Genomic DNA, 25,258 nt, shown 5'->3' on the forward strand with positions numbered 1-25,258 from the left:
CGTTAAAAGGAACCGTATGACAAAAATTATAGCAAAAGAATATACAGAATTTTTAGAGCAGCTCAAAGAACAGATTGCTACTAGTCGTTATAAAGCAGCACTAGCAGTAAATAGCAAACTCATTGTGCTTTATCACTATATTGGTACAGAGATCTTAAGGCGCCAAAAAGAACATGGTTGGGGTGCTAAAATCATAGATCAGCTAAGTAAGGATTTGAGAAGCGCATTTCCAGAAATGAAGGGATTTAGTGCTAGGAATCTTACTTATATGCGTCAATTTGCTGCAGAATATCAAGATACTGAATTTACGCAGCAGGTTGCTGCACAATTGCCTTGGTTTCATATTGTAGTTATTTTAGATAAAGTAAAAGATCCAAAAGAAAGACTATTTTATTTTCAAAAAGCTATAGAGCACGGTTGGTCACGTAGTATAATGGTGATGCAAATCGAACGTGAATTGCACAAACGTCAAGGAAAAGCTGTTACTAACTTCAAAGATAAGTTACCTTCTCCCCAGTCAGATTTAGCACATTATACATTAAAAGATCCATATATTTTTGATTTTTTGAGTATAGGAGATGACGCTCATGAAAGAGAAGTGGAAAAAGGTCTTGTAGGCCATGTAGAGAAGTTTTTGCTTGAGCTAGGGGAAGGATTTGCATTTGTAGGTAGGCAATTTCACTTAGATGTTGGAAATAAAGACTTCTATATTGATTTATTGTTTTACCATTTAAAGTTACGTTGCTTTGTAGTAATTGAGCTAAAAGACAAAGATTTCAAGCCAGAATATGCAGGTAAAATGAATTTTTATCTTTCAGCCGTTGATGATTTACTAAAGCACGAGACAGATCAACCATCTATAGGATTAATTTTATGCAAGTCAAAGGATAACGTGCTAGCTAAGTATACACTGAAAGACATAAATAAACCGATAGGGTTGGCAGAATATAAAATTACTGAAAATCTACCAGAGAATGTAAAGACAGCCTTGCCAACAATAGAAGAGCTAGAGGCTGAGTTATCCAAAGTTTCAGATAAGGAAAAGTAATGCTGTTAAAATCGTTCAAGCAATTATTTAGCAAACCAAAGATAAAAAGTTTAGCATGGGATGCAGCAGGCTCAGGAAGAAGGGTAATGTATTGGCAAGGAGAAGCGGGAAGTATAAACAATTTGCTGTCTCAAAGCCTTGAGCACTTGCGTAGCCGCTCTCGTGATATGGTAAGAAAAAATCCATATGCAGCAAATATTATTGATACAATAGTAAGTAACTCTATTGGAACAGGAATAAAACCGCAATCAAAAGCAAGAGATGGAGAATTTCGAAAGAAGGTGCAAGAATTATGGCTAAAATGGACAGATGAAGCAGATAGCTGTGGAATAAGTGATTTTTATGGATTACAAGCTCTAGTATGCAGAAGTATGATAGAGGGAGGAGAATGTTTTGTACGTCTGCGGATCCGAAAACCTGAAGATGGTCTGTGTGTACCTCTGCAATTACAAGTACTTGAATCTGAACATTTAGATAATAAAACAAATCAAACTTTAGCAAATGGTAACATAATCCGTAATGGCATTGAGTTTAACAGGCTTGGGCAAAGAGAGGCATATTACTTATTTAGAGAACATCCAGGAGAAAGCTCGTTTGGTGAATCAGTGAGAGTGCCAGCAAATGATGTTTTACATATCTATAGACCATTAAGACCTGGGCAAATTAGAGGAGAGCCATGGCTTTCTAATATACTGCTAAAGCTTTATGAGCTTGATCAATATGATGATGCAGAGCTGGTGAGAAAGAAAACTGCAGCAATGTTTGCAGGGTTTATTACAAGGCTCGATCCTGAAGCAAATATTTTAGGAGAAGGTGAAAGTAATGAGCAAGGAGTAGCACTATCTGGCCTAGAACCTGGAACAATGCAACTTTTAGACCCAGGAGAGGACATAAAATTTTCAGAGCCATCAGATGTAGGAGGAAGTTATGAAGCATTCATGAGACAGCAACTGAGGGCAATAGCAATAGGTACAGGAATAACATATGAGCAGCTAACAGGAGATTTAACAGGTGTTAATTATTCATCCATTCGAGCAGGATTAATAGAGTTTCGTCGTCGATGTGCTATGCTGCAACATAACATTATGGTATTTCAATTTTGCAGACCAGTATGGAGTAAATGGCTAGAGTTAGCAGTACTTTGTGGAGAACTGAGTATAGATGAAAAAGTAGTAAAAGCAGCGAAAGAAGAAGTAAAATGGATACCACAGGGATTTGATTGGGTAGATCCACTGAAAGACCAGCAAGCACAGCAAATGGCGGTAAGAAATGGCTTCAAGAGTCGCTCAGAAGTAGTATCAGAAATGGGTTACGATGTAGAAGAAATTGACCAAGAAATAGCAGAAGATCAAAAGCGTGCTGATTCTCTCAACCTTTTCTTTGATTCTGATGTCAGGACACAAACAAAATAAATCTCGTTTACTTTATGGAAATTTTACAAACCAACTGGCTATGTAGGCCGATGATGATAGAGCAAAAAAGCTTTGACCTGTTGTCACTATATAACGGAAAACAACCTATCTTTAAAAATATAAAACATGCAGTAAATCAGAATATAGAAAAAACAGCAGTAATAGAAATACATGGAATTTTGACCAAAAAACCAGGAGCTTTTGACGTCTTTCTGGGAATGACATCATATGAGCAAATAGAAGAACAAATTACACAAGCATTAGCAGATAGTAGCATAGAGACAATTATACTGGAAATAGACAGCCCCGGAGGAGAGGTAAACGGTATATTTGACCTGGCTGATTTTATTTATGAATCAAGAGCAAAAAAGAGAATTGTGGCATTAGCAAATGATGATGCATACTCTGCTGCGTACGCTATAGCCTCTAGCGCTGAAAAGATTTTTCTCACCCGCACTTCTGGTGTTGGCAGTATTGGAGTAATAGCAAGTCATATAGATCAAAGTGGGTTTGATGAAAAACAGGGAATAAAATACACCACAATCTTTGCTGGCAGTCGAAAGAATGATTTAAATCCGCATGAGCCAATGACGTCTGAAAGTCTGGAAAGCTTACAAAAAGAAGTAGACCGACTATATGAAATGTTTTTGCAGCTAATAGCAAGGAACAGAGGTCTTTCAATTGAAAAGATTCGATCAACAGAAGCAGGTCTATATTTTGGCGAGAAAGCAGTAGAAATAGGCCTTGCAGACGGAATGACAATTCTTTCATCTATTAATAAAAACAGGAGTATTACTATGAATGAACGAACTACAACTGACCTAGAAACTGATAATTTAACTAAGTATCGTAATGAAGTTCTTGAATTAATACGTTTATGTAACTTATCACGAATGCCAGAGAAAATAGGAGAATTTATTGAGCAAAGCGTAAGTGTTGAGCAGGCAAGGGAGGTTTTAATGGAGTTACTTGCAGAGCGAACGAAAAAGACAGAGATACTGAGTGCAATACCACAGAATTCAGGAGAGGAGTTGATGATGCAAGTAGCTAAAGCTAGAGCACAATCAAGTATTTAAGTTTTTTTATAACCGCCGGGTACAACAACTACAAACATGGCGGTAAACTAAAGGGAAAAAAGGAGAAAAGAAAATATGACATGTATAACTGAACAAAATAATCTAGGTGACTTATTAAAGTATGAGGCATCAAGTCTATATTCAAGAGATCAAATAACAGTAGCTAAAGGTCAAAATCTTAAGCTTGGTGCAGTAGTTGCCAAGAAGACAGATGATGGTTTTATTAGAGTGCTGAACCCCACTGGAACAGACGGCACACAAACAGCAGTAGGAGTAATTACAACCGATATACATAGCAAAGATTCTGATATTAAAGGAGTAATTATTACTCGCAGTGCAATGCTAGCAGATCATGCAGTTGTATGGCCAACAAATATTACTGAAGAGCAGAAAGCTGCAGCAATAAAGCAACTTGAAGCACGAGGGATCATCATTCGCAAGGGAGTTTAACTAAAATTAATAGGAAAAAAGGGAGAGAAAAAATGCAAAATCCATTTACAAATACAGCATTTAGCATGACGGCACTAACAAATGCGCTGAATATATTGCCGATAAATTATGGACGTGTTGAGAATTTAAATTTGTTTCCAAGTAAGTCAGTAAGATTTAGACATATTACTATAGAAGAGCAAAACGGAGTATTAAGTTTACTACCAACGCAGTTACCCGGAGCGCCAGCAACAGTAGGAAAAAGAGGAAAAAGAAAGGTAAGAACATTTACGATTCCGCACATTCCGCATGATGATGTAGTGCTGCCAGAAGAAGTACAAGGAATAAGGGCATTTGGATCAGAAAGTGAACTTAAAGCGCTAGCAGACGTAATAACTGACCATTTACAACTAATGAGAAATAAACATGCAATAACATTAGAGCATTTACGAATGGGAGCGCTGAAAGGAATAATTTTAGATGCTGACGGGTCAGAATTATTAAATTTGTACAACGAATTTGAAATAGCACCAAAAGTAGTAAATTTTGCACTGGGAACAGCAACAACAGATGTAAAACGTAAGTGTCTGGAAGTACTCCGGCATATAGAAGATAATCTAAGTGGTGAATATATGACCGGAATTCATGCCTTGGTAAGTCCTGAGTTTTTTGATGCACTAACTTCTCATGCTAAAGTAAAAGAAGCATATGAGAGATGGCAAGAAGGAGCAGCGCTAAGGAACGATATGAGGTCAGGATTTACGTTTTGTGGAATTACATTTGAGGAATATAGAGGGCAAGCAACTGATCCTGAAGGAACCGTAAGAAGATTTATAGAAAGAGATACGGGACACTGTTTTCCACTAGGAACAGCAAGCACATTTACAACATATTTTGCACCAGCAGATTTTAATGAAACAGTAAATACTCTTGGACAGCCACTATATGCAAAACAAGAACCAAGGAGATTTGATAGAGGAACTGATTTACATACGCAGTCGAATCCATTGCCAATGTGCCACCGTCCGTCCGTTTTGGTAAAAATAGTAACAACATAGTAGAGCCCTCACGTAGAAAACTCTACTTATGGTTTTAATATGTGTTGAGTATGCTAAAAAAATATAAGGATGCAATATATTTTTAGAAGCCTTTAGAAGTGAATTTGAATGAATAGAAAATGGTATGCAGGAAAATGTAAAGAGGTTATTGAAAGATTGTCTTATCCATTTAGGGGAGATAGCTTTATATGAGTCAAAGGATAAGTCATATATGGTACAAGTATTAAAGCAACAGCCAGATAAATTATACGAGATTGGTGAAGGACAATTTGTGGAAGAAACTTTAGCGTTAGAAGTAAGTGCGTTTGATGTGTTAAGGCCAATAGTAGGAGATGTTTTTGTTATAGGTGACCGTAAATATAAAGTATATTCTCCACCGCTGCAAGATAATTCAGGAATGATATGGAAAATTCGAGCGTCAGGAGTATAAATGCGTACCGGTAGTATTATACAAAGTATAGATGCTGAAAGGAAAAAAGTGGAAAAAGCAATGGTGAGTGCATTAAACAAAACAGCAATATGGCTAAAATCAAAAGCAGCTAAGGAAATCAGTGAGGAAAAGAGAATAAACTTAGGTTTGATAAGAAAGAGATTAAGAATTTTTAAGGCGAAAACTAGCAGATTAGACGTGTTGATTAGAGCAAATCTCTATGACATTAGAGCATCGACAATTGGCAAGATACAAAAAACAAGAAGAGGATCGAAAGTAGGAAAGCATGAGTTTATAGGAGGATTTGCAGCAGTTATGCCAAAAGGAAATAGCGGTATGTTTAAACGTGAAGGAAGAGCAGCATTGCCAATAAAGGAAGTTAAATTGCCACTCGAACCTGAGGCTTCAAGGATAATAGGAAATCTTGTTAATTATGAGGTTGAGAAAGTCTTTACAAAGTTTTTTGAACGTGAATTAAGTTATATTACAGAAAGTGTATGAATTTCAAAGATTTGCATAACGCAATCTGCACTACGCTGAAGAGAGAAATACCAGCAATTCAAACTTGTGAAATTTATCCATCGATAAGAAAAGAATTATTAGCGCCAGCGTTATTTGTAGAGCTTGTGAGTTTAGAATCGGGAAAAGATCCAGGAACAGAAGAATTAGCACTGAAAGCAAGATTTGAAGCACGAATTGTGATTGATAGCACAATAGAAAATGCAGCTATTATTGTCAGAACATTAGCAGCAGAAGTAGCAAGAGTAGTAAATAAAAATACTTGGAACGTGAAAAATGTTTCACCAGGAGAATTTATATCAGGAGGAGGAGATGATTTTAGGCCAGAATTAGATGCATATCTCGTGTGGATGGTTGAATGGGTGCATACAATACACGTAGGGCGATCTATTTGGAAAGAAGGAAAATTTATGCCACACAAAATAGAAATCGGTGAAATAAATGTTAGAAAATAATTTTGCAATTTCGGAACTACAGAGGAAAGTGGCCAACATTGTTCGTATAGGAGTTGTAAAAGAAATAGATTATGAAAAAGCAAAAGTAAGAGTTAAAATAGGAGAATTTTTAACAGATTATTTACCATGGATAACGAGCAAAGCAGGAAAAGATAGAGATTGGTCTCCACCAGATATCGGTGAACAGGTTATGATATTTTCTCCTCTTGGCGAATTATCGTTAGGAGTGGTGTTAGGAGGGATATACCAGGAAAAATACCCTGCATCAGAGAATAAAAAAGAGGTGAGTAGCTTAACATTTCAAGATGGAACAAAGTTGTCATACGATAAAGATAAACATCATTTAGAGATTGAAGTAGTAGATAAAATAACACTGAAAGCTGGAGAATCGAGTATAGAAATGACAAAAGAAAGAATAAAACTTAAGGGAAGGAGAATAGATCTAAACTAGCATATGGGTAAAGCAATCGTTTGTGTAGGGGATAATTGTACAGGAATACCGGTTCATGTTTGTATGAGTGGAAGTGAAGACGTATTTGTAAATAGTAGATCTGTGTGTCGTAGGGGTGATATCTTGACTATAGGGGAGACACTAACGCAAGGGTCAAACAGCGTATTTGTGAACGGTATGGGAGTAACAAGAACAGGAGACTTGGTATCGTGTAGTTTTAAAGTGATAGGTGTTAGCAAAAATGTATTTGCAGAATGAGAGGCATGAATGCTAGCACGGGAAAGGAATTGGAAGGAATAGAACATTTAAAACAATCAATTACTGATATTTTAACCACTCCTATTGGATCACGTATTATGAGAAGAGAGTATGGTTCTCGATTATTTGAATTAGTAGATAAGCCAATAAATAGAGATTTAACACTTGAGATATATGCAGCAACAGCAGAAGCTTTGGAAAAATGGGAAAAGAGATTTAAGTTAGAAAAAGTAAAAGTTGAAGGAGTAAAAGAAGGGAGAGTAACATTGAATTTAGAAGGTGTCTATCTTTCAGAAGGTAAGTTCATAAATATTAATGGAGTAGTTGTTTAAAAATGCAGCAGCCAAATATTATCGAACCACTGAACTTTGAAGAGATTTTTTCTCGGATGAAGGAAGAGTTAGTAAATAGAGATGAAACCTTTTCAGCATTAGTAGAAAGTGATCCAGCGATAAAGATTCTGGAGGTAGCAGCATGGAGGGAATTGTTACTAAGACAAAGAATAAATGAAGCAGTAAAGAGCAATTTACTAAAATTTGCAACGGGAGAAGATCTTGATAATTTAGCTGAGTTTTATGGAGTGGAGAGGCAGAAAGAAGAAGAGGACGAACGATTTAGAAAAAGAATCAAAGCAAAAATAAAGGGGTGGTCAACAGGAGGAAGTAAGGAATATTATAAATATCATGCACTGTCAGCAGATAGTAGAGTAAAAGATGCACTAGTAGAATCACCTATACCAGGAAAAGTACAAATTTCAATCTTATCAACACAAACTGGCATAGCGTTAGAAGAGCTACTTGAAATTGTAAGAAAGCAAGTTACTAGAGATGATATAAGGATACTAACAGATACGATAACAGTAATTGGTTGCAATATTATAGAAATAGATATTCACAGCAGAATGAGCATAAGTCCTGTAATATCAGAGGAAGAAATAAAAAAACAATTTATCGAAAAGTTCGAAGCAAACAAAAGACTAGGATGGAATGTGACCAGATCTTGGATAATAGCAAACCTATTTGTAGAGGGTGTAGAGAATGTAGAATTAATCGAACCAAAAAAAGATGTTGTTGTAGCAGGCAATGAGTGTGCTAAGTTAGAAAATTTGAGAATTGAACTGGTGAGGAAAAACTGATGCTGCTTCCACAAAACTCAACAAAACAAGAGCGTGAAATAGTTGAAGCAATAGATTACAAAGTAGATTCGAGCTGCATAAAAGGGTTCAAGTTCAACTTAGAGAAAGAAATATTACCATGGTTAATTGAGGAATACGGATTAGAAGAGATTCTCTCATGGGTAAAAGATAAAAAGAAAACAATCAAAGAAGGAATAGAGTTTCAAAGAGTTAGAGGAACGCTCGCATCATTAAAAATAGCTCTAAAATGGGCCAATATAGATGAGATTACAATTATTGAAGAACCGCCTGGAAAACATTTTTTTGAGCTGCAAATTGGAATAAAGGATGTGCCAAATGACTTTTTTGTGGATGCAGTAGTAGAACTTGCAAAACTATCGTTACCAGCAAGATCGCGGCTAATGAGGATTTTCAATGATCACTATAACGTTGATAGGTTTATTTTAGATGAAAGTTTATTCGGCAGCTTATTGTCAGACTATTCAGGTAGAAAAGTTGAAAAAGATGGACCAGTGTTGTCATTTGGTAGAAAGAACACATTTGAGCTAAAAAGCTTAAATCCAAATTTTAAGTTTAGCACTTTTCGGATTCATTATGAGCAAGCATTTAGTAATGACATATATCGGTTAGATGTAGCAATCCTTGGAGAAACCGAGCCTCACACAAGGGATTATAAAGGCATCTATGAAAGAGATCATTTGTGGTACAACTTAAAAGCACTATATCCATTACCACAGAGTTTATTACCATCGATTAAATTTGCAAAAGCGCAGATAGTATTATCAGATCAACTATGTTTTTTAAAATTTTTTGAATTTAGTTTCATTACAACTTTTGTTTGTAATTTTGTTTTTTATTCGAGTAAAAAGTGCATTTTTGACAATAAAAACCCTAACTTAATCATAGAAAAATTTTGTATCAAACAACAGTTACTGCTTAGATCTTATGGTTAACGAATATGTGTATAAATACTTTAAATGTGTGTAGACGTATTTATCCACATATTCGTTAACCTATTTTCTATGCAGATTTTTTTAATTCACATTGACTGCTTCTTTAAGCCTCGCATTGGCAATTACTATGATTTTACGCATTAGAGCTGTCATAGCCACCATCTTCTTTTTACCTTTACCAACAAGCCTTGAATAGAAGGCACCAAGCGCAGACTTAGACCTTGAAGCAGACATCGCAGCTGTAAAAAGCTTTTCACGAACGTTGCTTCTGCCACCACTTATTCTGCGATAACCAATAGTTTTACCACTTTCTTTCGGATGAGGTGCAACTCCAGCAAGACTTGCAATTTCTCCCCTACTTACATAACCAAGTTCTGGCATTAGACACAGAAAATCTTGAGATAATTTTGCACCTATTCCTGGAACTGTTTTAAGGATTTTTTGGCGCTTTTGTAACTCTGGATTCTCATCAATAATTTTTTGTATGGTATTGTTGAGCTCATCTATCTGGCTATTAAAGAATTCAATAGTTTTCTGACAGCTTTCTTTTATATGGTCGTTTTCAGGTGCTGCAAGCCTAGATTTCTCTTGAGCTCTCATTTTTGTAATGTCATCACGACGTTGACAAAGTGCAACTAAGGTTGTTTGTTCTTTTGACATAGGTGCAAATAGAGATAGAGTACTATAGCGTTCAAACCCATACTGAGCAAGGGCTCTTGCATCTGATTGATCAGACTTTGCTAAAGTTCCATGAGATAGAACAAAGCTTTTTACTTTGCGAGTATTAGCTCGATGTACAGCAATATCTTTATCAACAAGAAAATGTGCTAAGCCAAGCTCATATTTTCCAGTGTTTTCCAGAGTTACTAAAGAATTAGGTAAGATATTTGAAAAATCTTGAAACAATTGTTGCCAGCCAGCAGTATCATTGTCGAATTCGACAGCGTTCTTCTGTTTGTGAACTGCAACAACATTTTTAAATTTTCCAATATCAATGCCAATAAAATTTTGATAAGATGTAATCATAATAACCTCGATTAGTTTTAATTAATTTAAGATTGTAAACGGGTGCATACATATGTCCCATGCAACTATTCAAACGTATCGAGAGATGGGCTAGTGTACCTTGATCCGAACGGTTATAATACCAACAGTTGGTCGGTCGCACACGCCCGTGATAACTCTATTCCTATAGTGAGTAGGGTTATCTTCCCTCTTATCTCCTTTATATCATATTTTTAACTTACAACAGTTGGGATTTAGGAGACATAAATACGTGCTTTCCAGTTAGTAGCGTAGAAGAAAGAGGAAATAAATTTGTATTGGGAAGCGATAAACTTTCAGGGCAGCATTGGAGTTTAAAACACAAGCCAATTTTAGAAAGATTTAGCGTTACTCACAACTATAAAGTAGAAAATTATACAGATCAGAAGGTCAGAAAATATGTTTTAACAGAACACAACGTTTACTATAAAAATGATTTGGATTCAGAGCAAAAAGACTCAATACACGAATTAGAAAAGCACATTTTAGTATTTTATCCAGGAGTACTGAAGTGGCATGAACATCGACATTTGCACAGAAGTTGGAAAGATAGTCGAATAATATCTCTAATAAGTTAAGTACTTATATTTAGATACTCATATATTATATTAATAATAGGTAAAAATGTATGAAATAAAAAGAAAAAGACTTGCTTTCTCATGCTAAAACGGACATGACTTGAATAGCAGCAGGTAAATATAAGAAATTTGTCTGGCGCTAGAAAAGCTAATTTTGTGAGGTATGAAATGAGTTTTAGCAAGAGTAAGTTTTTTAAAGAAGTATCAAGTAACGATATTAATAAAAGAAATGAAGAAGGAGAGACGATATTGCACCAAGCAGTAGAAATCTCTGATTACAAAACAGTGAGATTATTAATAAAAAAAGGGGCAGAGGTAAATGCAAGAGATAAAAATGGTTATACACCACTACACTGTGCAGTATTTGCGAAAAGCTTAGAAAATGTAAAAGTGCTGCTAAGGGAAGGAGCAGAAGTAAATGCCACTCAATATGTCACTGGATGTACGCAACTCCACTCTGCATGCAAAATAGGAGGAGTTGAAATAATAAAAGAGCTAGTAAAAGCAGGAGCTGAAGTTAATCAACTGAATAAGTATGGTGCAACACCAATGTATTACATCTGGGAAAGTGAAAAGTATCGTCTATGTGATAGCAAAGAAAGTAAAAGGGCGAGTAAATTTCTGAGAGAAAAAGGAGGAATAACAAAAAGTAGAGAACTGACGTGCTATGGAATAGAGAGGCTAGTAGGAGAAATAGCAGACATGTTGAATGGGAGCTATATGCCGGAGTTAAAAATAATAGAGATAGAAGAAATAAGGAAGAGAGACAAATCACTAATAAAGGAAGAATGTCAAAATTTAGCAAGCAAGATAATCAGCCAAGTGAATGAAATGATAGATGAGGTAGAAAATGTAGTAGGAAGAAAGGCTTAAAAAGGGGACTTGATTTTAAAGAAAAGGTGAGGTGGATTATGTTAAAGCTTGGCAAATTTAATAAATCAGCAAAAGAATTATCAGAGAACTCATATAAAAATATTTATGCAAGAGACAGAATAGCTCTGCATTACGCGGTAGACGCAAAAACAGTGAAGTTATTAGTTGAAAAAGGAGCGAATGTGAATGTAGCAGATGCGGAAGGATATACAGCACTGCATCTAGCGGTAACGGAGAAACGTCTAGAAACCGTGAGAGAATTGATAAAATCAGGAGGGAATGTAAATGCGGAAGAATATGGAAATAAATGCACTCCATTGCACCTTGCATGTATGGTGGGGAAAGTGGAAATAGTGGAGGAGCTAGTAAAAGCAGGGGTTGAAATAGAGTAAGCAGATAAATTTGGAATGACAGCAATGGATTATGCGAAAAATAGCAAAGAGATAACCGAGATATTGAAGAAAGAAACGGACAGAATTGAAAAGTTATTTGAACAAATAGAACCTTCTATGAGAGGCTGAAAATATGGAAAGAGAAACAGAAAAGAAAGTAATGAATTTAGAGAGAAAACCTTTGGGTGAGCTGAGAAAAACGTGGAAGAAGGTATTTGGGGAAGAAGCGCCTAGATACTCAAAGAAATATCTGATACCAAGATTAGCTTATAGAATGCAGGAAAAAGCGTATGGAGAAATGTCAAGAAAAGGATTAAAAAGACTAGAGTATCTGGCAGATCGGCTAGAGAAGGGAAAAAGAATAAGTAGCGATAAACTGCCAGTAGCAGGAACAGAGCTAATATTAGAGAGAGGGGAAGAGACGCATGCGGTAATAGTAACAGATAAGGGTTTAATCTACAGAGAAGAATTTTTTACGTCATTGTCAGCAGTAGCCGGAAAAATAATGGGAATGAGTTACAACGGCCCTTTATTATTTGGAATGCGTGAAAAAAATGGAAGTTGAAAATGCTAAAAGAAGTAAGATGTGTAATATATACGAGAAAGTCAAATGAGGATGGACTAGAACAAAAGTTTAACAGTCTTGATGCGCAACGAGTAGCATGTGAAAAGTATATAAAGAGCAAAGAAGGCTGGGTAGCATTGGCAAAAAAGTACGATGATGGAGGATATTCAGGAAAAAATTTAGAAAGACCAGCGATAAAGGAATTATTTGAAGATGTCAGAGGAGGAGAGATAGACTGTGTAGTAGTATATACACTAGATAGGTTATCAAGAGAAACAAAAGACAGCATAGAAGTAACGTCATTTTTTAGAAGGCACCGAGTAAATTTTGTAGCAGTAACACAGATATTTGACAATAATACGCCAATGGGAAAATTCGTACAGACAGTATTATCAGGAGCAGCACAACTAGAAAGAGAGATGATAGTAGAGAGAGTAAAAAATAAAATAGCAACATCAAAAGAACAAGGTTTATGGATGGGAGGAACTTTACCGCTTGGGTATGATGTAAAAGATAAGGAATTAATAATAAATGAAAAAGAAGCGAAAATAGTAGGGCACATATTTGAAAGATATTTGGAGTTGAAGTCAATGGCAGAGTTGGCAAGAGAGTTAAATAGAGAAGGTTACAGAACAAAATCAGATATCTTTAAGAAAGCGACGGTGAGAAGAATAATAACAAATCCAATATATGTGGGAAAGATAAGACATTATGAGAAAGAGTATGAAGGAAAGCATGAAGCAATAATAGAGGAAGAAAAATGGCAAAAAGCGCAGGAATTGATAAAGAATCAACCATATAGAAAAGCAAAATATGAGGAAGCATTGCTTAGGGGAATAATTAAGTGCAAGAGCTGTGGTGTAAATATGACACTAACGTATGCAAAAAAAGAAAATAAAAGGTACCGATATTACGTGTGCAATAACCATTTAAGGGGAAAAGGTTGTGAATCAATAAACAGAACTATAGTAGCGGGAGAGGTGGAAAAAGAAGTAATGAGAAAGACAGAGCAGCTATATGAAAAATGGGGAGAAGAATGGAAAAATTTAAGTTTCAGAGAACAGAAAGAAGTAGTGAAAAAGTTAATAAAGGGAGTAATGGTAAAAGAAGATGGAATAGAAGTATGTTCTGAATCAGAGGAAAAATTTATACCAATGAAGAAGAAAGGAAACAAATGCACAGTAGTAGAGCCAGAAGGAAAAACAAATAATGCGCTACTGAAAGCAGTGGTAAGAGCCCATTCCTGGAAACGTCAACTAGAAGAAGGAAAATATAGAAGTGTGAAAGAGCTGAGTGCCAAAATTAATATAGGTACAAGACGTATACAGCAAATTTTGAGATTAAATTATTTAGCTCCGAAGATTAAAGAAGACATAGTAAATGGGAGGCAGCCAAGGAGTTTGAAGTTAGCTGATTTGAGGGAAATACCGATGCTGTGGAGTGAGCAAAGGGAGAAATTTTACGGCTCAGCGTCGTAATTATACCATTTATAAAAACAACAATATGAAAAAACATCGAAAAAAGTATGTGCCAGAAAATTAAAAAAGGTTATTGCAAAAGGAGCTACTACAAAGGGCCACACAAAAAGATGTTGAAATTGATATAGAAGAGCAAATAAATGTTACAAAATCAATTATGTAGAAAATCAATATAAGTGATGAAGATTTTAGCATATTAGGTGCAACAATGGTAGAAGATGTATCCAATTTTAGCTGCATATTTTAATAGTAGATTTAGAGGAAAATTCTTTAAACATCAAAAAAGGCAATACTCTAAACTTCAGCACACAACTCCAGGAAATAGTACATGTCGAGCAATCTATAGCCCCTTTTGAATCTGAGAGTGTACTTGAAAATCCATAAACATTAAGTAAACTTTTTAAATAAAATAGTTTCTTTTTCAACTTACTAAATAAACTTCTCCCATCATTGCTGTGTAACAAATCATATACAAAGCTATGGTCTACTTACAAGCAGTGCCTTCTGTTGATGAGATGCTTTTTCTATCTTTAACTCATCCATACTACAGCTTGGCAAGCTTGAATAGCATAAGGAATCTTTTTGTTCTTGCGTTTGTTTTGCCAAGGCCTTATTTCTATAAAGTAGGGGTTGAAAATGATCATGGCCTCCATTTACCATATGTAAGACACTATTGTGACTATAATCTATCTTACCTGCTTTTGATCCTGAGCTATCTATTAACTGATGCAAGAACGGATCTTGTTGCTTATCAATAGTGTGCAATGGGTTACTTTCTGCAACATGCAATTTCACACCATACATACTGTAATTGCTATTGAATGATGGAGAGACATACTCCATTATTTTAGCACGAAGTAACAAATTCAATGAATTAGTTCTTCAAGAATAATTTAAACTTTTACAGTAGGAGTAGTCTCATGAAACATTATAGCGGGTTAGATGTCTCACTCAAAGAAACTTTTATTAGTATCATTGATGAGAAAGGAAAAATTGTTAAAGAAGGGGTTGTTGCAAGTGAAAGCAGTGCAATAGCTGAGTTTCTGCTTGGTCAAAACAAAAAATACGAGTCCATAGGAATAGAAAGCGGGCAATTATCAATATCGATGTGCAAAGAGTTGAGGAATCTTGGATTACCAGTAACTTGTGTAGATGCAAGGCATATGGCAGCAGCATTATCTGCGAGAATCAATAAGAATGATAAAAATGATGCAAGAGGCATAGCACAAATGATGAGAGTTGGGCTATTTAAGGAGGTATTAGTAAAATCAGACGAAGCTTGTCAGGTTAAAATAATACTTGGAAGCAGAAGACAATTAATACGTTGCAGAGAGCAAATTGCGGGAACAATAAGGGGATTACTGAAAATATACGGGATAAAAGTTAATCAACGTCTTAGTTCTGCAAACTTTGCTTTAAAAGTGCAAGAAATGGTTAATAATCTAGATGAAATTAGCCAAACCTCAATTGAATCATTAGTACATAGTTTAGAAATAATAGAAGAATCAATAAGAAAACTTGATAAAATGCTCTCAGAACAAAGCAAAAAAGATGAGGATTGTAAATTATTAACTACTGTTCCAGGAGTTGGTATTATAGTAGCAATGACATATAAAGCTGCAATAGATGATCTGCATAGGTTTGAAACATCTTATACAGTTGGAGCCTATATGGGATTAAGTCCAAGACAGTACGCTTCTGGTGAGATTGATCGACACGGAAGTATATCAAAAATGGGACCAGTGGACTGTAGGAATATGTTATATGAAGCCGCGCAGGTCTTACTGGTAAAATGTAAAAGGACATTTAAATTAAGAAGCTGGGGATTGAAGCTTAAAAAGAAAAAGGGCATGAAAAAAGCAATTGTTGCAGTAGCAAGAAAATTAGCCGTGATTATGCATAAGATGCTAATCGATAGAAAAGAGTTTTGCTATCAATAAACACTAAAGAAGTATAAAACAATAATTTTACTGAAAGTAAAGATAGCAATGCCGATGGAAGGGATAAGCAAGAGGATAAGTTGAAGCATAGACTTCGTGGCGTACATGTTGCCGTCCACTTCCGCCTAACAAGTATAGTGCGGCTTGGCTACAATATGAATTAGCCATATTAGACCGCGGAGAGAACAATGGAAGCATGCTACTTTTAACTTATGTAAAATCATTAAGACTATAGAGGAAAAGAATGATACCTTAGTTTTTATAAGCTTAATGAATATGTGGATAAATACTTTAAGTTTGTGTGGACGTATTTATCCACATATTCATTGGCTACATAGTTTAAAAGAGATTAATTGGAAATTAGTGTTGATGTTTTTATTGCCAATAAAACCTCTTTTGATTGAATAAGATAATACAATAATAAATAAAAGGTTGTATTAGAGCTGAATTTTACATCAAAAAATATTTTTCATGATACAAAAAATTATTGTTGACTTTTATGCAATTAGAGAACTTATCACAAAGTATTCTGCCCTCGATATCGGAACGTCCCCAAAATTCATTCTTTCCAATGCTATTGATATATTGGTTACACGTAATTCCACGATTTACGAACTCACCTTCAACCTCATCAAAGTCATTGCCAATTTTACTTATAAACCACTCTGGAGGATTGTCTTGCGCAAATCTCTTACACTCATTCCTTAACTGCTCTACAGTAACTTTGATTCCCTTCTGTTGTTCCAGACTTTGCCTGAATGAATCAAAAAAACAGCTTCCATTATTGATTGCGTGCCCTAAATAGAAGTCATCAGGTATGTTTGATTTTTGCTCTTTATCACCTTGTTTTTCTGCCTTTTCAATAATTTCTTCCTCTAAACTAAAAATCTTACTCCAGTTGTATTTACCTTCTAACCCCAATTTTTTACTTTCCTTTTCTGCTGCTTTAGCTAAGTCTGTTTTAGAAATATCCCCTTTTTCTTCATAGAACCTAGATAAAATTTTAAAGATATCTATCAGGTAAGTTTTTACGTCAAAATTCTTCTCCTTTTTTACAATATTAGACTCAATATTGCGTAAATCTTGTAATAACTTATGCCTTCTAGCAATTTCCTCCATAGAATCCCTTCTTAACTCTTCACGTTCTGTCCATTTGTTGTTAGACTCGCTTATTACTTCAGGATGCATTAATTTTCCAGACCTTTCAAAATATCCCTGTTCAATAGCATAGTAGACATCATAATCACCAAGTGCACAATCCTCGCCTAATTCTTCTTCATGACCTTTGAATTTTTCCAATACTTCCTCTCTATTACTCACTTCTACTATAATTTTGCTTTTATCTTGTACGTCAGGATACAGTCTAACGTCTATATTTCCCAAACTGGTATAGAAAGTTAATACTATATCGCTGCCTTCTGTAAGATCTGTGTAATTCCTTATGCCATCTTGGGTTATAATTTCTACCTCACTTTTGCCAATTTTTATTACACTCCTTCCATATCCTTTTTCTCCTTGAGGTATTCCTAAATTCCTTGTTCTATCTGTGATTTTTGCAACATCTATTATACTATCCTCTGAGTATTCTAAGTAAGATACACTGTTATCGATTTTTCCATCACACAGTTGACCACTGGTAGCATCCCTTGCAACTCTAAAAAATTCTTCAGCATAATTAATGTACTCTACATGAGCCTTGATTACATTAGCTTTATGATCTTTAAACTCTCGTTCTATTGTATCAATGACTTTTAAACTATCTGAGTTTTTTAACTTTGCTCCTCTCGATATTAATGCACATACTATATCACTGGCAATTCCATAGCTTCCTTCTAACTTAGCAATTTTTTCTAGTACGTGATCTGCAAAGTAATAATCTTTGTCTTTAGCAAAATTTAATCTCATTCCAGAAGCTATAATCTCATTTACAACTTCCTGTAGTTCAATCATGCTTTTAGCTTTTACTACCTTACTCAAAAACTTATTTAGCTTAGCAAGTTGATTTGTTTGATACATCTCTGACAAGAGACTATCACATTTTTCACAATTATCTTGCTTATTACCTACAAAGTCAGTTGCTCCTGCTTTTAAGAGTAAAGCTTTTACATCAGGAAATTGACAAAACGGCCAAATTGAACTATCACCCTTAACATTTAAAACTATCTTTAAATCTTGGTTATTTTTATGTTTATCTAAAAATTTTTTCAGATCTTCAACACCTGGACCATAAGGATTATCCCAATCTTCATCAGAATCTGTAGCTTTAACCATTTTACGTAATTGGTCTCTTAACTTTTTTTGGTTGTCAGTTAAAAAACACTCTATAATATTGTTGCTATCAATTGCAATTTGCAGTGGGGTTTTTCCATTGTTATTTTTTATGTTTAAATCAGCTCCTTTGCTTATGAGTAAATCCATAACCTTTCTGCTATAATCATTACAATTAGCAGCATAATAGTGTAAAGGTGTATTACCTTTTTTATCTTGTATATTTGGATCAGTTTTTGCATCTAAGAGATACTTTAGACCTTCATACTCACTGGAATAAATAGCAGTATCATGCAAAAGTGTTTTACCTTTATTATCCTGCATATTTAAATCAGCACCAGCTTTGAGAAGAGGATGAATGGCTTCATCGTGTGCGACAAACACATTCAATACTGTTGTTCCTAGATGTCCTCTTTTTAGATTAAGAACGTACTTCAGGTCTTTATTTTTCTCGTTACTTTCTAAAAACTGCTTAAGATTTGAAAATGAGTCATAATTCCCCATATTAAAATCTTTTATAATACTATTGAGTAATTTTTGATTTAACTTTTTTTGACTCTCTTCCAGTTTTAAGTTAGGTGCATGAATAAGCCACTCATCTATTAAATCCTCTAAGTATTTTTTATCATCTATCAAACTTCTATCAGCCCAAAATAAATCTCGCTTAATGAATTCATAATAACTATCTACTGGTAATTCAGTTGCTTCTGTTTTTGGGCTACCTATTTCTGAACACTCTTGTCCAGCACTTAGGTCACACTTCAGTTTTTGCTCATCAGTGTGTTTGCTTTGTTCACTGATAGGTTCTGCAATATATTTTACTGGCCCTGTACCCATATTACCTGCTAGCTCTAGATATAGGATATATTATATAGAATGTGTAGTATGTGTCAAGCTAATTTCAACATAATCTTTTTACTACTCATATTTTTGTTAAGTTTTTATGGTGAGTACTGCTAGGTTAAAAGTTGTTTATTACTGGAAGTTTTAGCCAATTTTACTATAGATCAACAAAATTGAGAACACCAGCTATATTGAATATATAGGAATATGATGCTTTAAAGGAGTACGGAAACTGCTGAAGTTTTTACAGCAAACCTGTATAGAGCAACTTCAGCAGAATAAACAAATACATGCCAATATTAGTAGAGAACTATTTACAGGTCAACTAACTTTTTCAAAACATATTTTAGTGAAAGTACCATGCTAGTTAGTGTTATAAAAAATTCAATTGTTTACTCCTTCAAAAAAGGGCGTATCTTTGTGAGAACAAGCAGCTTAAAAATAAGGTTATAAAAATAGAAGTTTGAAATCTTTGCAATAAAGTTAGGCAAAATAGTTCGTATGTAGATATGGATGAAATGGTCTAATATTGCTACTTTTAGCGTATAGCAAAGTCAGAGTATAAAAAAGTTCGTATGGTACACATGGTAGACCATGCCATCCCAAAACAAACTCTTCTCACAATAGTGGTTTTGGGTTCTGGAAATGGCTGTATTGGTTTAGTTTTAAAAATACAAACTATAATAAAATGCTAAAACATGCAAAAAATCTTGCCTTGTTAGATCTTTATTAGTCATAATAAAGTTGCATTTTACGTAATAAATATGTGGGAGTATTGTGTTAAAGACATTGAATTCTGTAAATTATTTTAAACAAGCAGTTAATCGATCTAAGTTAATAAGAGAGCAAAAAAAAGATACACTACCATCTAGTAGTCAACAAGTAACGATTGATTTAGATTTGCCAGAAGGTTTTACAATAGGGGAAGCAATCGGAGGAGGAGATTGTTTCTTTCACGCAGTTGCACAGGGACTTGAACAGCTTAAACCTCATAAGGGCTTTACTGTAAAATCTTTAAGACTTATTTGTAGGCTGTTTGCAGAGAGTCAACTTGATATTGACTCGTCGTGGCTTAAAAAAGCTTTAAAAAATGAATATAGAAGTATTTCTTATTATATTTCACGAATTGAGTTTACCGCAAATGATATTGAGAAAGGATCTAAAGTAATAGATAGATTAAAATTAAATGTACCTATATGGGGTCTACCAGAGATTGAGGGAAGAATAATTTGTATAGTATATAAGGTAAGGTTGCATTTTATTGAAGCAGCTATTAATTCTGATGGAGAAAATGTAATAATGCATCACATTATTGATAGGGAAGGTTACCAAAAGGATATATTAAATAGCGAGATTCTTAGTAAGAAAGTTTACTATACAAAAGACACTATACATATAGTAAATCAAGGAGATCTTCATTTTCAACCAATCTTAAGAGGGACAGTACAGCAAACGTCACTTTATTATTATAAAACCATGGCTAGTGAAAAAAAATTGGACAGTGAGTCTGTTTATTTTCGACAAAATTTCGAAGCAGAAATGAAAGATGTCACAGACAATCAAATGGACTGTGAAGATTATAAAGAATCTAGCCCTGGTGTAGAGGTGTTGCCTGATGAGTCAATAATGGAAGCAACAGTTGATTATGAAGACAGATTATCTGATGAAGAACTTCAGCATGAACGAAGTCAAGATAGTCCTAGAGTAACAAGAGCTTCATCTATAAGCAGCAGTAGTACATGGTATAGTGCATTGGTTGATTGTAGGTTAACGGTAGAGGATATAGGTCTTACAGATGATGAAATAGTGAAAAGAGCAACTTTTTTTGTTAAGACTTTTGTTAAAGAATTCGAAAAAAAACTATTTCAATACTCTGAAGAAGTAAAACCAGGTTCAAAAATAAAAAAAACAGGTAAAATATTAGGTCTGGCTGATTCAACTATAAAGAGTGCTATTACACCAGGTATGCGAATAATTCCTGATAAAGCAATTGAAATGATAGGTTGTCTTTCTGCAAAAGAGCATAAGAAAGGAGCAAAAAGTGTTTCTTCAACAGTTATGCCTTTAGGAGGTAGCACAAGAGAGATTTTAGTAGATGCTAGTTTGGAAATTTTTCAAAAATTTGAGGGGCAGTTTACTGGGATTATGGATGTTAGTAGCCTTTCTTGGGAGAGAGGGATTGAGAAATTAGCAATAGATGCTGTATCTAGAGTAATAAATTATATTTCAGATAATAAAGAAGAACTTTCCGTTGATCTTATAACAAAAGGTGTTGTTTTAGGTGAATCAAAAGCGAGAACATTTGCTAAGCAAGTTTTAAAAAAACCAGCGAAACTTTTTAAGTCAGAAGCATTTCAGTCTGGATATAAAGTGAAAGATAAGCAAAGTGGTAAAATTTGGATAACCCCAGAATTATATACAGGAGTAGGAATAAAAAAAGTAAATTATGATACTACTGAATATTATCAGTTGAGGAAACATGATAATGCTGAAAAATATGGATATAGACTTCCTTTTACATGGGAATTAGAAAAGTGGTGGGAGGTAGACAAAAAGTATAGGCTTGTTAACTTACCTAAAGAAGAAGAGTATGTGCATATTTTAAATGAGAAAAAAAAGAAAGAATTGGCTGATAATATATTAAAAGAGATTAATGGAAACGATCCAACGAAAAGAAAAGATATAGAAGAACTGTATGAAAAGATCAAGAATTTCCAAACAAAAAAAGAGGAAAGTGTACGTCCGTTTTTCTTTAATTTGGACCATTTACCACAATTCTTTGTAGAAAGAGGAAATATGTTAAAGATGTTAAACGAGAAGTTAGACATTGAAAAACAAGAAGAAATACCACGAATGGTCTTAATTCATGGAGGCTATGGAGTAGGAAAAAGTGAACTAGCTAAAAGTTATGCACATAATATAAAGAGTAAAGGTAACGTTATATGGATAAATGCCAAATCATGTAGCACTCTTTCAAATTCATTTTATAGTTTAGCTAAAAAATTAGGAATTCCTACAGAAGGTTATCAAGGTATACAAAAAATAAATTCTGGTATGGAAGGTAGAGAGCAAGTAGATTACAATGATGTTCAAAAGAAAAGAATTGAATCTATTGTTGATAATGTATATGAGAAACTTCAAGATGTGGAAAGTTATTTTATTTTTGACAACGCCAATCAATATGAGGAGATTAAAAAATTTTTACCGCCTTATGGTTTCATTTTTGGTGGAAAACAGCCTTACATCTTAATTACTTCTCGCAATAAGGATTGGAAAGAAGAGATAGAAAAGATAAATTTGGATAAAGGATTTTCTTCAGCAGAAGCCTTGATGTTTATTGAAAAAACCTTAGGAATAGATGATAACTCACACTTACAGATTGACGAGATGGTAAACTTAGTAAAGGTGTTAAATTATTTTCCATTAGCTTTGAAAGAAGCAACAAAATACATTAAAGAAGAAAATATTAGTATTAGTCAATACCTAGAATGCTATAGTAAAGTAATGAAAGAATCAAATCTTGATCGTCTGAAGAAACAAGATATCTCTCCAGAATTATTTACGACTTTGCAAATCAACTTTGGTAAAATAAAAGAAGAAAAAGATGTTGGACAACAATCGCATGATATTTTAGCCTCTATGGCTTACTTGAGTCCTGATAAAATTGATACAGCAGAAATTTTTCTTCATAAGAAATCAGAAAACGATCAGCAAAAGGTTTTGGATGCACTTAATCTACTTGATAAGTTCTCAGTGATTGAGTTAGAGGAATCAATAGCAAGAGTTCATATGGGAGTACAAAAAACAATAAGATTAGAGAAAGAACAAGCAGGAACAGAAGAAGAAATTTTAAGAGAGATTATGACATCATTTTGCCTTACAAATGCAAATCACGCTATATCTGTTTGGAGTCATGCAAGTAAATATTACAGGTTAGTTAATGAATTTATTGATTATCTTTATGATGGAAGTACTATCTTACATTTACTAGCCAAAGATGGTAATGAGAAAGTTATTAAACGTATATTAAAGAAAGTAGATTCAAATAAATTAAGTAAAATTGTTAATGCTGTTGATAAAATGAAATTTACTCCTTTAGACTGTGCTGCCATGCATGGTCACTTAAAGATAGTTAAATGCTTTATAGAGAAAGGAAGTGATTTGGATGGAGGTAATCGCGACCTTAGCCCTTTACACTGGGCTACTCTATCTGGTCAATTAGAAGTAGTTAAGCATTTTATTGACAATAAATATTGGGAGGTTGATAAGTTGAGTGGAGAGGGTGGTGCTCCTTTACACTATGCTGTTATCAGTGGTAATATAGATATTGTTAAATATCTTGTAGAAAAAGGGGCCAATGTAAATCTACAGGATGAAAGTGCAGGGCCTTTACATTTTGCTATTGAGGAGAATCGGTTAGATATTGTTAAATACCTTGTAGAGGAAGGGGGAGCTGATATAAATCTACATGATAAAAATGATATGAGTCCTTTGCACTATGCTGTTATCAGTGGTAATATAGATATTGTTAAATGTCTTGTAGAAAAAGGTGCCAATGTAAGTTCATGTGATAGAAATGGTATAACTCCTTTGTACTTTGCTACTCAAAATGGTCGTTTAGATATTGTTATCCACCTTGTAGAAAAAGGTGCCAATGTAAATCTACAGAATAAAGATTATATAAGTCCTTTTTGCCATGCTGCTGAAAGTGTTAGATTAAATATTGCTAAATACCTTATAAAGAAAAAGGTGATGAGTATGAATGTAAATCTACATGATAAAAATAATATGAGGTTTGAATGTTATGTTACCGTGTGTGATCACTTAGATAATATTAAGTACCTTATAACGCAAAGAACTAGGGTAGATCCATGGAACAAAGGTAGTGTGAGTCTTTTGCACTTTGCTGCTATACGTGGTTATTCAAATGTTATTAACTATCTTGTAGAAGAGGGAGCTAATGTAAATGAAAAGGACAAAGATGGTATGAGTCCTTTGCACTATGCTGTCATATATGGTCACTCAGGTATTGTTGAATACATTGTAGGAAAGGGGGCTAATGTAAATGAACAGGATAAAAAAGATGTGAGTCCTTTGCACTATGCTGTCATATATGGTCACTCAGGTATTGTTGAATACATTGTAGAAAAAGGGGCTGATATAAATATACAGGACGAAGGTGGTATGAGTCCTTTATTTTATGCTCTTACCATTGTCATTGGCCGCCCAGATATTGCTTGCCACCTTATTGAATATTGTTCTTTAGTGCAAGAAGAAGTTAATGTGAAACTTAAACTCAAGAATTTTTTGCATGAAAGAAAACAGAGGAGATCTGCGCATTTAAACGAGCCTAAAAAAAGAAAATTAGAAAATATAAGTGCAACATTTGAAGAAAATGCATCAAATATACAATTGCTTCAAGGTAGTCAGAATCCACCATCTGACATGTCAATGCAATTTGAAGGTCTTGCTGATAGAACGGAAAGCATTGTTAATATAAATAGTGAGATGCCCGCATATTCATTTAATAGTGTTGCTGTAGAATCTGTGAATAACAAGAACTTAAAAGGAAGCTAATTTTACAGTAAGCTATTTAATTTCATTAGGGGAATTTAAAAAAAAACAGAGAAATAAAGTAATAAATTGATATAAAGAAAAGTTCGTATGTATCGCTTGGTAAACCAATCCATCCCAAAGAAAAGTCTTCTCACGGGTAGCAGTATTGGTTGCTGGAAATGGTTGTAGTGATATGTGAAATTGTTTTAGTTTTTGTTAAATTAGTATTTAGAAATAGAAAAAGTACATTGTAGTAAAAGAATAGACGTGTTTTTACAAGCACTGGCTTTAGTTTTAAAAAAATATTAAAACATGAAAAAAGTTCTTGTTCTGCTAGATTTCTTTAGCTATAGTCGAGTTTAACATAATAAATACATGGGGTATTGAGTCAGATGCATTGTATTATGTACATCATTCAGAAAGCAATCCTGGCTTTTTTAAGAATATATCTAGTTTAGTAAGAAATCAAAAGAAAAGCACACTGTTACTCAGCAATC

The 25,258-nt window shown here is 34.2% G+C and carries 21 protein-coding genes and 2 pseudogenes; 20 read left to right on the forward strand and 3 right to left on the reverse strand.

Annotated elements, in window-relative coordinates:
* The first annotated feature begins 16 nt into the window (after positions 1-16).
* From OPR37_RS02645 to OPR37_RS02705, 13 genes are all read left to right on the forward strand, one after another.
* The gene (locus tag OPR37_RS02645) at positions 17-1,048 is read left to right on the forward strand and encodes a PDDEXK nuclease domain-containing protein (RefSeq protein WP_096097252.1); all 1,032 of its coding nucleotides are present in this window, start codon (positions 17-19) and stop codon (positions 1,046-1,048) included.
* Positions 1,048-2,460: a phage portal protein gene (locus OPR37_RS02650; RefSeq protein ID WP_264684998.1), complete on the forward strand. Its 1,413-nt coding sequence runs from the start codon at positions 1,048-1,050 to the stop codon at positions 2,458-2,460. The genes OPR37_RS02645 and OPR37_RS02650 overlap by 1 nt, the downstream gene beginning before the upstream one ends.
* A 14-nt stretch (positions 2,461-2,474) precedes the next feature.
* Positions 2,475-3,536: a S49 family peptidase gene (locus OPR37_RS02655; protein WP_264684999.1), complete on the forward strand. Its 1,062-nt coding sequence runs from the start codon at positions 2,475-2,477 to the stop codon at positions 3,534-3,536.
* Positions 3,537-3,611: 75 nt separating this feature from the next.
* Positions 3,612-3,986: a head decoration protein gene (locus OPR37_RS02660; RefSeq protein ID WP_264685000.1), complete on the forward strand. Its 375-nt coding sequence runs from the start codon at positions 3,612-3,614 to the stop codon at positions 3,984-3,986.
* Positions 3,987-4,018: 32 nt separating this feature from the next.
* Complete coding sequence (locus OPR37_RS02665) at positions 4,019-5,023, forward strand: major capsid protein (protein WP_264711305.1); 1,005 nt, start codon at positions 4,019-4,021, stop codon at positions 5,021-5,023.
* A gap of 124 nt (positions 5,024-5,147) precedes the next feature.
* Positions 5,148-5,453: a head-tail joining protein gene (locus OPR37_RS02670; protein ID WP_264377128.1), complete on the forward strand. Its 306-nt coding sequence runs from the start codon at positions 5,148-5,150 to the stop codon at positions 5,451-5,453.
* Complete coding sequence (locus OPR37_RS02675; protein ID WP_264685002.1) at positions 5,454-5,954, forward strand: phage tail protein; 501 nt, start codon at positions 5,454-5,456, stop codon at positions 5,952-5,954.
* A complete protein-coding gene (locus OPR37_RS02680; protein ID WP_214303502.1) occupies positions 5,951-6,427 on the forward strand; it encodes a hypothetical protein in 477 nt (158 codons plus the stop codon). Before OPR37_RS02675 ends, OPR37_RS02680 begins: the two co-directional genes overlap by 4 nt.
* Positions 6,414-6,878, forward strand: a complete 465-nt coding sequence (locus OPR37_RS02685) for a phage baseplate assembly protein V (protein ID WP_214303501.1) — start codon at positions 6,414-6,416, stop codon at positions 6,876-6,878. The genes OPR37_RS02680 and OPR37_RS02685 overlap by 14 nt, the downstream gene beginning before the upstream one ends.
* 3 nt (positions 6,879-6,881) lie before the next feature.
* Positions 6,882-7,136, forward strand: coding sequence for a PAAR domain-containing protein (locus OPR37_RS02690; protein ID WP_015587734.1), 255 nt, complete (start codon positions 6,882-6,884; stop codon positions 7,134-7,136).
* The gene (locus OPR37_RS02695; RefSeq protein ID WP_264685003.1) at positions 7,133-7,468 is read left to right on the forward strand and encodes a GPW/gp25 family protein; all 336 of its coding nucleotides are present in this window, start codon (positions 7,133-7,135) and stop codon (positions 7,466-7,468) included. The genes OPR37_RS02690 and OPR37_RS02695 overlap by 4 nt, the downstream gene beginning before the upstream one ends.
* 2 nt (positions 7,469-7,470) lie before the next feature.
* Complete coding sequence (locus tag OPR37_RS02700; RefSeq protein WP_264685004.1) at positions 7,471-8,271, forward strand: baseplate assembly protein; 801 nt, start codon at positions 7,471-7,473, stop codon at positions 8,269-8,271.
* Positions 8,271-9,224 (forward strand): phage tail protein, encoded by a 954-nt coding sequence (locus OPR37_RS02705; protein ID WP_265016907.1) that lies wholly within the window; start codon positions 8,271-8,273, stop codon positions 9,222-9,224. The genes OPR37_RS02700 and OPR37_RS02705 overlap by 1 nt, the downstream gene beginning before the upstream one ends.
* An 81-nt stretch (positions 9,225-9,305) precedes the next feature.
* On the opposite strand, the gene OPR37_RS02710 is transcribed toward OPR37_RS02705, so the two are convergent.
* Positions 9,306-10,250, reverse strand: coding sequence for an IS110 family RNA-guided transposase (locus OPR37_RS02710; RefSeq protein ID WP_264336326.1), 945 nt, complete (start codon positions 10,248-10,250; stop codon positions 9,306-9,308).
* Between the two features lie 221 nt (positions 10,251-10,471).
* Between OPR37_RS02710 and OPR37_RS02715 the strand changes: the two are divergent.
* The 5 genes and pseudogenes from OPR37_RS02715 to OPR37_RS02735 all read left to right on the forward strand — a co-directional run.
* Positions 10,472-10,846, forward strand: a pseudogene (locus OPR37_RS02715) (phage tail protein); the annotation flags it as partial.
* 168 nt (positions 10,847-11,014) lie between these two features.
* The gene (locus OPR37_RS02720; protein ID WP_265016908.1) at positions 11,015-11,719 is read left to right on the forward strand and encodes an ankyrin repeat domain-containing protein; all 705 of its coding nucleotides are present in this window, start codon (positions 11,015-11,017) and stop codon (positions 11,717-11,719) included.
* 38 nt (positions 11,720-11,757) lie between these two features.
* Positions 11,758-12,240 (forward strand): annotated as a pseudogene (locus OPR37_RS02725) (ankyrin repeat domain-containing protein).
* Between the two features lie 4 nt (positions 12,241-12,244).
* Positions 12,245-12,676, forward strand: a complete 432-nt coding sequence (locus OPR37_RS02730; protein ID WP_264377723.1) for a DUF2924 domain-containing protein — start codon at positions 12,245-12,247, stop codon at positions 12,674-12,676.
* 2 nt (positions 12,677-12,678) lie between these two features.
* Entirely contained in the window at positions 12,679-14,154 is a 1,476-nt protein-coding gene (locus OPR37_RS02735; RefSeq protein WP_264685006.1) for a recombinase family protein, read from the forward strand.
* 477 nt (positions 14,155-14,631) lie between these two features.
* On the opposite strand, the gene OPR37_RS02740 is transcribed toward OPR37_RS02735, so the two are convergent.
* Positions 14,632-15,018 (reverse strand): OTU domain-containing protein, encoded by a 387-nt coding sequence (locus OPR37_RS02740; RefSeq protein ID WP_264711303.1) that lies wholly within the window; start codon positions 15,016-15,018, stop codon positions 14,632-14,634.
* Between the two features lie 56 nt (positions 15,019-15,074).
* Here OPR37_RS02740 and OPR37_RS02745 point away from each other — a divergent pair, with 56 nt between their 5' ends.
* Positions 15,075-16,094 carry an IS110 family RNA-guided transposase gene (locus OPR37_RS02745; RefSeq protein WP_214303242.1) on the forward strand — a complete coding sequence of 340 codons (1,020 nt, stop codon included), beginning with the start codon at positions 15,075-15,077 and terminating at the stop codon, positions 16,092-16,094.
* A gap of 450 nt (positions 16,095-16,544) precedes the next feature.
* On the opposite strand, the gene OPR37_RS02750 is transcribed toward OPR37_RS02745, so the two are convergent.
* Entirely contained in the window at positions 16,545-19,199 is a 2,655-nt protein-coding gene (locus OPR37_RS02750; protein WP_264685008.1) for an ankyrin repeat domain-containing protein, read from the reverse strand.
* A gap of 783 nt (positions 19,200-19,982) precedes the next feature.
* Between OPR37_RS02750 and OPR37_RS02755 the strand changes: the two genes are divergently transcribed.
* A complete protein-coding gene (locus tag OPR37_RS02755; RefSeq protein WP_265016909.1) occupies positions 19,983-24,782 on the forward strand; it encodes an ankyrin repeat domain-containing protein in 4,800 nt (1,599 codons plus the stop codon).
* The last annotated feature ends 476 nt before the right edge of the window (positions 24,783-25,258 follow it).

The sequence above is a fragment of the Wolbachia endosymbiont (group B) of Lycaena phlaeas genome, from assembly GCF_947251875.1.
Taxonomy (GTDB): domain Bacteria; phylum Pseudomonadota; class Alphaproteobacteria; order Rickettsiales; family Anaplasmataceae; genus Wolbachia.

Excerpts from the sequence above, each read along its gene's own strand:
- OPR37_RS02645 (WP_096097252.1), top strand. The coding sequence starts at position 17 with ATGACAAAAATTATAGCAAAAGAATATACAGAATTTTTAGAGCAGCTC.
- OPR37_RS02650 (WP_264684998.1), top strand. The coding sequence starts at position 1,048 with ATGCTGTTAAAATCGTTCAAGCAATTATTTAGCAAACCAAAGATAAAA.
- OPR37_RS02655 (WP_264684999.1), top strand. The coding sequence starts at position 2,475 with ATGGAAATTTTACAAACCAACTGGCTATGTAGGCCGATGATGATAGAG.
- OPR37_RS02660 (WP_264685000.1), top strand. The coding sequence starts at position 3,612 with ATGACATGTATAACTGAACAAAATAATCTAGGTGACTTATTAAAGTAT.
- OPR37_RS02665 (WP_264711305.1), top strand. The coding sequence starts at position 4,019 with ATGCAAAATCCATTTACAAATACAGCATTTAGCATGACGGCACTAACA.
- OPR37_RS02670 (WP_264377128.1), top strand. The coding sequence starts at position 5,148 with ATGCAGGAAAATGTAAAGAGGTTATTGAAAGATTGTCTTATCCATTTA.
- OPR37_RS02675 (WP_264685002.1), top strand. The coding sequence starts at position 5,454 with ATGCGTACCGGTAGTATTATACAAAGTATAGATGCTGAAAGGAAAAAA.
- OPR37_RS02680 (WP_214303502.1), top strand. The coding sequence starts at position 5,951 with ATGAATTTCAAAGATTTGCATAACGCAATCTGCACTACGCTGAAGAGA.
- OPR37_RS02685 (WP_214303501.1), top strand. The coding sequence starts at position 6,414 with ATGTTAGAAAATAATTTTGCAATTTCGGAACTACAGAGGAAAGTGGCC.
- OPR37_RS02690 (WP_015587734.1), top strand. The coding sequence starts at position 6,882 with ATGGGTAAAGCAATCGTTTGTGTAGGGGATAATTGTACAGGAATACCG.
- OPR37_RS02695 (WP_264685003.1), top strand. The coding sequence starts at position 7,133 with ATGAGAGGCATGAATGCTAGCACGGGAAAGGAATTGGAAGGAATAGAA.
- OPR37_RS02700 (WP_264685004.1), top strand. The coding sequence starts at position 7,471 with ATGCAGCAGCCAAATATTATCGAACCACTGAACTTTGAAGAGATTTTT.
- OPR37_RS02705 (WP_265016907.1), top strand. The coding sequence starts at position 8,271 with ATGCTGCTTCCACAAAACTCAACAAAACAAGAGCGTGAAATAGTTGAA.
- OPR37_RS02710 (WP_264336326.1), bottom strand. The coding sequence starts at position 10,250 with ATGATTACATCTTATCAAAATTTTATTGGCATTGATATTGGAAAATTT.
- OPR37_RS02720 (WP_265016908.1), top strand. The coding sequence starts at position 11,015 with ATGAGTTTTAGCAAGAGTAAGTTTTTTAAAGAAGTATCAAGTAACGAT.
- OPR37_RS02730 (WP_264377723.1), top strand. The coding sequence starts at position 12,245 with ATGGAAAGAGAAACAGAAAAGAAAGTAATGAATTTAGAGAGAAAACCT.
- OPR37_RS02735 (WP_264685006.1), top strand. The coding sequence starts at position 12,679 with ATGCTAAAAGAAGTAAGATGTGTAATATATACGAGAAAGTCAAATGAG.
- OPR37_RS02745 (WP_214303242.1), top strand. The coding sequence starts at position 15,075 with ATGAAACATTATAGCGGGTTAGATGTCTCACTCAAAGAAACTTTTATT.
- OPR37_RS02750 (WP_264685008.1), bottom strand. The coding sequence starts at position 19,199 with ATGGGTACAGGGCCAGTAAAATATATTGCAGAACCTATCAGTGAACAA.